The sequence below is a fragment of the Blautia sp. AF19-10LB genome, assembly GCF_003461245.1.
Taxonomy (GTDB): Bacteria; Bacillota; Clostridia; order Lachnospirales; family Lachnospiraceae; genus Blautia_A; species Blautia_A intestinihominis.
Window position 1 is genome coordinate 90,612 of sequence record NZ_QTWS01000011.1, and the last position, 7,543, is coordinate 98,154.

Annotated in this window: 9 protein-coding genes and 1 pseudogene; 6 read left to right on the top strand and 4 right to left on the bottom strand. The window is 38.3% G+C overall.

From position 1 onward, the window contains the following. Positions 1-117 precede the first annotated feature (117 nt). Positions 118-1,795 (top strand): annotated as a pseudogene (gene tnpC / locus DWX28_RS08255) (IS66 family transposase). Here tnpC and DWX28_RS08260 read toward each other — a convergent pair. From DWX28_RS08260 to DWX28_RS20765, 4 genes are all read right to left on the bottom strand, one after another. After that, complete coding sequence (locus DWX28_RS08260; RefSeq protein WP_118252415.1) at positions 1,768-2,055, bottom strand: hypothetical protein; 288 nt, start codon at positions 2,053-2,055, stop codon at positions 1,768-1,770. The pseudogene tnpC and the gene DWX28_RS08260 overlap by 28 nt on opposite strands. 99 nt (positions 2,056-2,154) lie before the next feature. Then, positions 2,155-2,970: a DDE-type integrase/transposase/recombinase gene (locus DWX28_RS08265; RefSeq protein ID WP_243002385.1), complete on the bottom strand. Its 816-nt coding sequence runs from the start codon at positions 2,968-2,970 to the stop codon at positions 2,155-2,157. Between the two features lie 82 nt (positions 2,971-3,052). Further along, positions 3,053-3,235 (bottom strand): hypothetical protein, encoded by a 183-nt coding sequence (locus tag DWX28_RS19285; protein WP_147342090.1) that lies wholly within the window; start codon positions 3,233-3,235, stop codon positions 3,053-3,055. A gap of 3 nt (positions 3,236-3,238) precedes the next feature. Continuing rightward, positions 3,239-3,553, bottom strand: coding sequence for a DUF6431 domain-containing protein (locus DWX28_RS20765; protein ID WP_442857732.1), 315 nt, complete (start codon positions 3,551-3,553; stop codon positions 3,239-3,241). 228 nt (positions 3,554-3,781) lie between these two features. Between DWX28_RS20765 and DWX28_RS08275 the strand changes: the two genes are divergently transcribed. The 5 genes from DWX28_RS08275 to DWX28_RS08295 all read left to right on the top strand — a co-directional run bounded on the left by DWX28_RS08275 (position 3,782) and on the right by DWX28_RS08295 (position 7,344). Further along, positions 3,782-4,507 carry a LytR/AlgR family response regulator transcription factor gene (locus DWX28_RS08275; RefSeq protein WP_158565296.1) on the top strand — a complete coding sequence of 242 codons (726 nt, stop codon included), beginning with the start codon at positions 3,782-3,784 and terminating at the stop codon, positions 4,505-4,507. Continuing rightward, positions 4,485-5,762, top strand: coding sequence for a sensor histidine kinase (locus tag DWX28_RS08280; RefSeq protein WP_118252418.1), 1,278 nt, complete (start codon positions 4,485-4,487; stop codon positions 5,760-5,762). Before DWX28_RS08275 ends, DWX28_RS08280 begins: the two co-directional genes overlap by 23 nt. 161 nt (positions 5,763-5,923) lie before the next feature. Further along, positions 5,924-6,082 (top strand): cyclic lactone autoinducer peptide, encoded by a 159-nt coding sequence (locus DWX28_RS08285; RefSeq protein WP_118252419.1) that lies wholly within the window; start codon positions 5,924-5,926, stop codon positions 6,080-6,082. A gap of 77 nt (positions 6,083-6,159) precedes the next feature. Then, positions 6,160-6,717 carry an accessory gene regulator B family protein gene (locus DWX28_RS08290; RefSeq protein WP_022213711.1) on the top strand — a complete coding sequence of 186 codons (558 nt, stop codon included), beginning with the start codon at positions 6,160-6,162 and terminating at the stop codon, positions 6,715-6,717. Positions 6,718-6,951: 234 nt separating this feature from the next. Next, entirely contained in the window at positions 6,952-7,344 is a 393-nt protein-coding gene (locus tag DWX28_RS08295; RefSeq protein WP_158565297.1) for a lactococcin 972 family bacteriocin, read from the top strand. Positions 7,345-7,543 lie beyond the last annotated feature (199 nt).

Genomic DNA, 7,543 nt, shown 5'->3' on the forward strand with positions numbered 1-7,543 from the left:
ACTCTTGCTTTTTGCTGTATTTTCGGCACTTTTAAGGTCTGGTAAATCCGCTGTTTTGCTGGGAAAAGCCACTGTTTTCTGGTATAATGGAAACATCAGAAACAGGAGGAAAAAGCAGTGGCAGACAGTTCCAAAGATATCCAGCTCCGTGAGCTGAAGGACATGATAAGCGATCTGAAAAAAATGATAAAAACGCTTCAGGCAACTGTCGACGCTGCTAATAAACGGGAAGAAGCTCTCACCCAGGAACGCGATAACCTGAAAGAAGAAATAGATCTTCTTCGAAAAAAACTGTTTGGCACCTCCAGCGAAAAAAAGAACTCTCGATATTCCAGGACAGTTAAACTTTTTCAACGAGGCTGAACTGGAACAGGATCCGGAGGCTGCAAAAGCAGAGGATCTTGAAACAATTCTTCCGGAAAAAACAGCAAAAAAGCGAAAAGCAAGAGCTACAGATGCGGAGCGTTTTAAGGGAGTTCCTATTGAAAAAAAGTATCTGGAACTTTCTGAGGAAGAGAAACTCTGCCCTGTCTGTGGTACCCCACTGAAAGAAATCGGGGAAGAGTTTGTCCGCCGGGAACTGGTTTTTGTACCGGCAAAACTGAAAGTATATGAATACTACAGTAAGAGCTATGAGTGCCCGCAGTGCAGGCTTCAGGATATTCCGGTTATCAAAAAAGGAAAAGATGGTAGAGCTCATATGCTTTATGGAATGGCTTCTGCCGGAACGGTTGCCTGGGTAATGTACCAGAAGTTTTGTAATGGTCTTCCATACTACCGTCAGGAAAAAGACTGGAAATAGTATGGCGTAGAGATCACCAGAGCTACTATGGCAAACTGGGTGATCCGAAATTCTGAAGCATTTTTTCTTCCTATGTATGAATACTTCCACAGGAAACTTCTGGAACGATGATTCGCGATGGCAGATGAAACGCCACTTCAGGTTCTGCATGAACCGGAACGCCGTGCACAGACCAAGTCATATATGTGGCTGTTCCGCAGCGGTGAAGACGGAGGACCACCTATTATCCTCTATAAATACTCGGAGACCCGAGCCGGAGATAATGCCGTAGATTTTCTTCACGGCTTCAAGGGTTATCTGATGTGTGATGGCTATAGTGGATACAATAAAGTTCCAGATGCCAAACGCACAGCCTGCTGGGCACACATCAGAAGATATCTGACAGATGCCATTCCCAAGGGAAAGGCTCTGGATTATACCCAGCCATCCGTACAGGGAATGCTGTACATTAACCAGCTCTTCCACCTGGAAGATGTGATCAGATCAAAGTATTCTTCCTTCGATGCTATCAAAAAGGTTCGTCTTGAAAAAGGAAAGCCGATAGTAGAAGGCTTTTTGTCGTGGCTTGATCAGCAAAGCCCTATCCGTGGAAGCAGAATGGATAAAGCTGTCACCTACATTCAGAATCGCCGCTCCTATCTGTCCACCTATCTGGAAGACGGCCGCTGCAGTTTTTCTAATAATCTCAGCGAAAATGCGATCCGCCCGTTTACAGTAGGCCGTAAAAACTGGCTGTTCTGTGATACACCAAACGGAGCCCAGGCCAGTGCCATCGTGTACACAATGGTAGAAATGGCAAAGGCCAATGGAGTAAACGTCTATCACTATCTTACCTATCTGCTTGAAAAACTTCCTGGCAGTAAGATGAGTGATGATGAATTAGAACTTCTGTCGCCGTGGAATGAGAGTGTCAAAGTGGAGATCGAACATCGTGTAAACGACTCAGATCAATCATATGTGAATTGTCAAGGTGCTCCGACTACTGAAAAGTAGTCGGGGAATTTTTTATCATACCGGAAATTTAAGCGCTTACGTTTTTTAGTCATTCCCTTAACAATGATGTGGGATCCAATGACCTCATCGCAGTATGCGAAAGCATTATCCCGGTTAAATTCATGGATGCCGTTATCATCAAACCATTGGGATACCGCATCCCATTCTGATGTGAGAGCATTTGCATGGTGAGCGTGATACTCTCTGTCATGCACTTCATCCTTACATAATCGTATAAGTTCTTTTAGATTTGTAATCATGGAACAATCCTCCTTTCAGTTCCATGATACAATACCTGATTGTTATGTAAAGAAATCTATGCTGAAGTTCAACGTATATGGGTTTTAGCAGACATTTCTTTACATAAAAAATATCTTGTCATAACCTTTTGATTTCCCGCTCCGGACAGGGGCATGACGGATTGTGATCCCAAGCCTGGACAGGGAAAACCTCAGTTGTCTGGCAATGTACTGTGAACCGTTATCAAAGTAGCAGGCATCAAATTTTCCTGCCTTGAGTATGGCTTTATGGAAAGTATCTTCCACGATGGATTCTTCCTGGTTATCGTAAAACCTTGAATGGAGTACGTAACGGGAATGGTCATCAATGGCTGAGGACAGATACGTCTGTACCATTGCGCCGTTTTTTCCAATGGGGAGTTTGATCCCATATTTGATGTCCCCCTGTATCAGCATCATCCGGTGTGGTTTACAGAAACGTTTGGATGAACTGTTCCGGGCATCCCGGTACATCTGCATCTGTTTCTGACCGAATCCGGCATTATAGAGATGCCTCTGCATGGTGGAGCGTTTCAGTGTCCCCACAGGTGCCCAGCCTTCCAGTTCCAGGATGTAAATGATCTGGTTTACAGACCGTGTCGGCACTTCCCTTTTCAGCTGGACTGCCTGTTCCAGGATCTCCTTAAAGTTATCCGGCAGCTTTGCGGAATGCTGTTTCGGACGCTCTGCCGGTTTCAGTCCGGAAAACCCCTCTTTTTTGAAAGCAGCTTCATAACGGTACAGGCTCCGCAGGGAGATCCCGTTCCTGGATGCGATGCCCTCCCTCATCTGGAGACGTTTTGCCGGATCAAGGGAGCCTTCCAGTAATGGTGCGATCAGCATGTAGCGTTCCAGGGCTTTCCCGTCGCGCCATTGGTTATCTTTTGTTATATTCATGGTCATTATTCCTCCTTTGAGAGGAACTTACCATATCTTATGAATGACAGCAAAACAAAGCCGGTGCATAGGGAAAACTGTATCACGGGACAAGAAAACCGCCGGAATCATAGATGAATTTCAGTATCGTTTCCAGCCAGTTATACAGGGAACTGCGAAGCATTTCAAGCAGCGGCACGCCGGACATCAGCAGTTCCTCACTGAATCCCGGCAGACGGTGGCCGACAGACCTTAAATAACCATCTATCCTTAACGTATTTTTCATCAGTCAGTGATGCCAACGGTGCATAGTCATCTCACAGGGATAATCCGCAGAATCTTCATCATATGGAGTAACCTGCCCATCCAGGACACCGGATATGACTTCAGCAGTGTAATGTTTGTATGGGACCAGAAAATCCGGCAGTTCCCGGTGAAAGATCCCACATTTCGTGCATTTCATCCGGCGGATGATACAGATATGACGTTCATGCCCTTCCTGTAGCAGGATCCTTTTGCAGGAATCCCTGTAGGAGAGCTCTTCCATACAGACTGGACAGTAGGATATGGCGCTGCTCTTAATTAAAAATATCGTCTTCCTCATTGTACGAAACGGAATAATCTGATATAATAATCATGGTTTCAAAACCATGATCCCAGAGTATACGTCTTGTCAGGAAGGATGCTCTGGGATCCCTTTCTTTACTGTATTAATGACAGTATACAGGGTAAATCAGAGACAGGCAACAAGGTCTTTGTATTGACATCTAAAGTTAGCATCAACAATGGATAAGAAAGAGTAATCTATTTCATAATGATAAAAGGTAAGAGAATGAATATTATTATATGTGATGATGAAAAAAGTACGTGTGGAGAATTGGAAAGAATGCTAATGGAATATGCACGTAAGAATGGAATCTGCTTCAATATAGAAGTGTTTTTCACTGGTGATAGTTTAGCTGATTATTTGGATAAAGAAGTAGTAGATGTTTTGTTTTTGGATATCGAAATTCCAGGGCTTGATGGAATTATGGTTGGAGATTATATTCGCAGAAAGTTAGAAAATGAATCGATTTTCATTGTGTACATATCTTCAAAGGAACAATATGCATTACAGCTATTCCAAAACAGACCCTTTGATTTCCTGATCAAACCATTAGAGAAGACAAGGATTTTTAATGTTATGGATAACATTTGCCGTATTGCTGGAAAGACGAGCAGAGATTTTGAATATCAAAATAAAGGAACTACATTTCGTATACCTTGTAGAGAAATTCTATATTTTCAGAGCTATGGCCGGAAGATCAATATTGTCATGAGAAATGAATCCAGGAGTTTCTATGGAAAATTAACTGATGTTGAAAAAAATGTACCGTCAGGGCTATTTTTGAATATTCATAAGTCGTATTTAATTAATTTTAATTATGTTGTTGAGTACACATATGAATGGGTAAAAATAATCAATGGGGATATTTTAAATATCAGTAAAGTGAATAGATCTGAAATCCGTAGAAAGATATTGGAGATAGAATGTGATGGACATGGGGAATTTAAATAATATATTACTTGAAATATTAGCTACCGGGGTAAGATTTTATGCCATAAAATGTTTTATAGATATTTTTTTATCGAAAGATGAATATCAATGCAAATATACATGGGTTCTTTATGTAATTGCATGCTTGTGGACAAGTATTATTTATGAAATATTTAAAATGCCTGTATTGAATATAATTTCAAATTTAACAGCAATTTTTTTATTAGTTTGTCTGTACAAGGTGAAAATGTCAAGAAAATTGCTCATTACGGTCATGATATATGCGGTAAATGTATTAGTTGATAGTATTGTAGTGCTTTCGTTTACAAAATATACGGTTGGAGATTCGGTAAATCAGATTTATGAATGTATAACAAGCCTTGTGATTTTGATTATAGCGATCGCACTGGAGCGTACTATTCCTATAGAAAAGGATATTTATCTTCCTGTTGTTTATAGGATTTCTTTAGGTGCCGTACCGGTAATAAGCATTGGGTGTTTGTACTATATGGTCATAACCGGAACGAAATTAAAAATGACAGTCGTTGTTGTTGCTGCCTGCATATTGTTCATTAATATTTTAATTTTCTATTTATATAATTCATTGATTCAGTTTTATTCTGCACATATTGAGAAAAAAATGCTGGAACAGATGGTAGAAGTATATTCTTATCAGCTGGACGTTGCTAGAGAGTCTCAGAAACAGGTGAACTCGCTTAGGCATGACATGAAGCATCATATTATTGAATTGCAGTCTATGTTAAAGAATACTAATAATCCAGAAATAATAAAATATTTGCAGGACATGGAAAAATTTATGTTGAATCCAAAAGAATACGTTTCAACAGGAAATAAAGAGATTGACGGTGTGTTAAATTATCTGTTGAGAAACGCCGAGCAGGTTCTAAAAGATGTGGATATTAAAATAAGGGTACCGGAAAAAATTTACTGGAACGATTTTAATATTTGTGCAATACTTGGAAATTTAGTTGATAATGCAGTACGTGAAGCAAGTAAATCAGAAGAAAAGTATTTAAAAATTGATATTCAGACAAAGAAAGGAATCATGCTGATTCATGTGAAAAATAGTTATTCGGGGAGAATCATTGAGACGGGGAATAAAATTCAAACTTCACAAAAAGAGGTGGCCATTCATGGTATAGGTCTGGAAAATGTGAAAAAAATAGTGAAATCAAATGGTGGAGAAATTGAAATTGGATATACGGAAAATTATTTTGAGGTAAAAATTTTATTGTATTTGTCTAATATTAAATAAGTTTTATTTGAGACTCTTGAGATTGAAAGGAATTCAACGAAAGAGTCTCCTTTTATATAACAACCATTTTTAGCAATAAAAAGTCTATTTTTTACAAGCTTCAAATTGAAAGGAATAAATGTGCTATGATGCAGGTATTAAATAACAAGGAGGTTCACAATATGAACAAGAAAGTAGTTGAATATGGAAAAAAAGTAATTGGTAAATTGGCAAAGACAATTGCGGTTAAAGATGCTAATACAACTTGTCCTTTTCTGGGATATCAGCCAGATCTTCCGGATTCTGTAAAAAAACTAGGTAAAACTAAACCTAGAAAGTGAAATAGTAGAATTATCTTTGGTAAACATCAGAGATTATTACTAGAAGGATAATCATATAAGGACAGGAGACATATATATTGTCGGAGAAAATAGCGAGAAGCATAGGGAAAAATTCAGAGGAAATAGAGATAATTCAGTATGGATTACATCAGGCGTTTTTTATGCTGATTAATTTCATAACAATCATTATATGTGGGCTATTATGGCAGGAACTGATATTTTCTCTGGTTCTTTTTACCGCAATTTATTTTATAAGACCATATGCCGGAGGATATCATGCTGATACAGAGATACGTTGCTACTTTTTGTCGGTAGGTGTTATGAATTTAGCAATGATGTGTAGACATATATGGAGTGGAACAGAAAGCACATTTTATTGTATTTATTGGATTGCGGGTATATTTATATGGATAAATGCTCCTGTTACGAATCCAAGAAATAAATTGAGCGAAACAGAAATAGCAGCATATGCAAACAAAACTAAAATGTATCTGATTATTTTTAGTGTGCTGTTTGTATTAGCTGTTTTTGGGAAGAAACAAATTTTGCTGGATGGGATTTTATACGCAACTCTTTGTATTGCAATGGCTATGATATCAGGAAAAGTGAAATATAGTAGAAAGCTAGAACAGTGAGATGATTTATACGCATACAGATGAAGTGGATATTATTTTAAGCATGAGGAGCATTTTTGTAATTCAAAATGAAGAACGGAAATGATTAAAAAATAATTATATTACAAAGTGTAGAAAGTCAGATTGGATTTGGTGAATTAGAACAAATACAATCGTGCGGAACAGGTGGTTTATGTACTTGTAGAGCTTATGATAATAGTTGTACGGATAAGAAAAGACGAAAGGAGCATATTTATGCAAAATAGAAAATTTAAAAAATTATCAACTTTTATAGCTGTTACAATGCTGTCAGTAGCAACAGTGGGAACAACAGCTTTTGCTAGTCCGCAGATGTTGTTTGATTCTGAAGAAGGAATAGGCATAGAGGTACATTGCTCAAATCCTAATGCTAGAAGTGAAATTAATGATAACCATACCAGTGTTTTGGGCGGGACACTATGGACCACATGGAGAACTAAAACATATAGAGCTAATTATGATCATGCTAAAAAAGAACATAGATGTACAGCTCAAAATGGTAATGGTGTAACATCTCGAAGTGACTGGACTGTTGCAGGAAGGACTGCTCGAACTGACTTCATCTCACAAACACTTGCTAATAATAGAAGCTATGCAAGTACTAAATAAAAAGTTCGTTTCTAAGAAAAATAAACATTTATCTATTTATCCAATTATAAAGCTCCTCACAATTGTACGAAACTGCTATGACTCTCCATTAAATATATGACATTAGAAGAAAGAATTGCTTGATTACCCCTTGTGAAAGCCTTAACTTGACCCATAAGTAATCATAGATATTTATATGTTCCCATGTTATACTAAAGAA

Bases quoted from the DNA above. Each gene is read 5' to 3' on its own strand.
- DWX28_RS19285 (WP_147342090.1), bottom strand. From the start codon at position 3,235: ATGAAAAATACGTTAAGGATAGATGGTTATTTAAGGTCTGTCGGCCAC.
- DWX28_RS08280 (WP_118252418.1), top strand. From the start codon at position 4,485: ATGGACATGGGGAATTTAAATAATATATTACTTGAAATATTAGCTACC.
- DWX28_RS08285 (WP_118252419.1), top strand. From the start codon at position 5,924: ATGAACAAGAAAGTAGTTGAATATGGAAAAAAAGTAATTGGTAAATTG.
- DWX28_RS08295 (WP_158565297.1), top strand. From the start codon at position 6,952: ATGCAAAATAGAAAATTTAAAAAATTATCAACTTTTATAGCTGTTACA.
- DWX28_RS08260 (WP_118252415.1), bottom strand. From the start codon at position 2,055: ATGATTACAAATCTAAAAGAACTTATACGATTATGTAAGGATGAAGTG.
- DWX28_RS08275 (WP_158565296.1), top strand. From the start codon at position 3,782: ATGAATATTATTATATGTGATGATGAAAAAAGTACGTGTGGAGAATTG.
- DWX28_RS20765 (WP_442857732.1), bottom strand. From the start codon at position 3,553: ATGAGGAAGACGATATTTTTAATTAAGAGCAGCGCCATATCCTACTGT.
- DWX28_RS08265 (WP_243002385.1), bottom strand. From the start codon at position 2,970: ATGAATATAACAAAAGATAACCAATGGCGCGACGGGAAAGCCCTGGAA.